Source organism: Luteibacter sp. P4_D7_3, assembly GCF_056401735.1.
Genome location: NZ_JBFUIT010000479.1, coordinates 1 through 2,113, shown reverse-complemented (window position 1 = coordinate 2,113; position 2,113 = coordinate 1). Strand labels below are relative to the sequence as shown.

The 2,113-nt window shown below is 63.4% G+C and carries 3 protein-coding genes; 2 read left to right on the top strand and 1 reads right to left on the bottom strand.

The window, feature by feature from the left end:
* A partial coding sequence (locus AC1DSN_RS21750; protein WP_477332845.1) for an alpha/beta fold hydrolase occupies positions 1 to 514 on the bottom strand: 514 nt, incomplete at its 3' end.
* A gap of 145 nt (positions 515 to 659) precedes the next feature.
* Between AC1DSN_RS21750 and AC1DSN_RS21745 the strand changes: the two genes are divergently transcribed.
* Both AC1DSN_RS21745 and AC1DSN_RS21740 read left to right on the top strand, forming a co-directional pair.
* The gene (locus AC1DSN_RS21745) at positions 660 to 1,016 is read left to right on the top strand and encodes a ribonuclease E inhibitor RraB (protein WP_477294202.1); all 357 of its coding nucleotides are present in this window, start codon (positions 660 to 662) and stop codon (positions 1,014 to 1,016) included.
* A 67-nt stretch (positions 1,017 to 1,083) separates the two neighbouring features.
* On the top strand, positions 1,084 to 2,113 hold a 1,030-nt coding region (locus tag AC1DSN_RS21740; RefSeq protein ID WP_477332843.1), incomplete at its 3' end, for a PAS domain-containing protein.

The window sequence follows — 2,113 nt, the reverse complement described above, 5'->3', positions numbered from 1 at the left end:
GCTCGGGCCAGAGCGCGGCCATGATATTGACCGTGCGGGCGCCCCAGTCGAAGCCGCCGAGGGTGGCTTTCTTGATCTTGAGGGCATCCATCAAGGCAAGGATGTCGGCGGCGATCGCAGCCTGCTGGCCGTTGCGCGGGGTATCTGCCGAAAGGAACGTCGTGCTGCCATAACCACGGAGGAAGGGAACGATCACCCGGTATCCCGCTGCCGCGAGGATCGGGGCGACATCCACGAAGCTATAGATGTCGTAGGGCCAGCCATGGACGAGAATGACCACCGGCCCCCTGGCCGGGCCGTCTTCGGCGTAACCGATATCGAGGACGCCGGCCTTGACCTGCTTGAGGCTGTGGAACGATGTCGCTCCGGCGGGGGGTGTCGTTCCGGTGGCCGGCGCTGGAACCGTGCCGGCTTTCGAGCTGGCGATGGCATTCATCCCGAACGGGGCGAACGCCATGCCCAGGGCCGTGGCACCGACAAAATGCCGCCGTTTCCGATCGAGTTCATCCGACATCGCTGGCCCTCCTGAAAACACTGGAAAAACTTACGATAACGTCGCCACGCGCCGGGTGATTGCATCCAACACTTCGACAGGTACAGCCGGATACAAAAAGTCGTCTTCGCAGTATCCTGCGTCGCTTCTTACAGGAAACGCCGCCGTGATCGAGAAAAAACAGCTTGAGTTGATGTTCGAACAGATCGCCGACAACACCGACTGGGACCTGTCCGCACCGCTGATCTGGGGTTTCTTCTTCACCGACGCCTCGGCTGAAAAACTTCGTGCCGTCGTGCCCGCCCTCGAACAGGATGGCTACCGCTTCGTCGACGTCTTCCTGGCCGACAAGGACGAGCCAGCCGCTGCGGACCTGTGGATGCTCCACGTCGAGAAAATCGAAGTGCACACGCCGGACAGCCTCGACCAGCGCAACGACGCCTTGTACCGGTTTGCCGCCGAACACGCACTGGGTGCGTACGACGGTATGGATGTCGCTCCGGTCGATGCCGAGGAAGACTGACCGGCGATCACCCATCATGTGAAGGCGCCTTCACGGGRCGCCAGACGAGAGGCAGTACCTTCGCACCATGCATACCCCCACCTCTTCCGTGACCATGGACGATTCCGCTTACCGCCGTCTGGTCGAAGGCATCTCTGACTACGCGATCTTCTGGCTTCAGCCCGGCGGCACCGTGGCCACGTGGAATGCTGGCGCCTTCCATGCGACCGGATACACCGCCGATGACATGGTCGGCGCACCGTTCTCCTTGCTCTTCTCCGGCGACGACAGCGCGGCGGGGGTGGCCGACACCTTGCTGAAGGTGGCACTCAGCGAAGGACGTAGCGAACTCGACGGTTGGCTGGTTCGCAAGGACGGCTCGCGGTTCTGGGCGCAGATCCTGGTTGACCCGGTGCGCGATGACGACCGGCCGCTCGGCTTCGGCGTGGTGATGCGCGACCGCACGGAACGCAAGCGCGTCGAGGAAGAACTGCGGAGGAGCCAGGAGCAGTTTCGTATGCTGGTTCAGGGCGTGGCCGACTACGCCATCTACATGCTGGATCCGGGCGGACACGTGACGAGCTGGAATTCCGGCGCCGAGCGCATCAAGGGATACACGCCCGACGAGGTCATAGGACGTCACTATTCGGCCTTCTTCACCCGCGAAGATGTTGCCCGCGGTGAACCGATGACGAACCTGGCCGCCGTGGTACGCGAGGGGCGCATCGAAACCGAGGGCTGGCGACAGCGCAAGGACGGCAGCCGCTTCTGGGCGCACGTGGTCATCGACCGTATTACGGACGACGCCGGCGAGCTGATCGGATTTGCGAAGGTCACGCGCGACGTTACCGAACGGCGTGCGGCCGCCCTTGCACTGGAAGAAGCCCGCGAAGCGTTGTTCCAGTCGCAGAAGCTCGAGGCAGTCGGCCAGCTCACAGGGGGTGTCGCGCACGATTTCAACAACCTGCTGATGGCGGTGCAGGGCAATCTGGAATTGATGCGTGACCACGCCGAACTGCCCGAGCGGCTCAATCGCCTCGTGGGCAACGCATTGACCGGTGTGCGACGTGGCGTGACCCTGACGCAGCGCATGCTCGCCTTTGCGCGCCGGCAGCAGC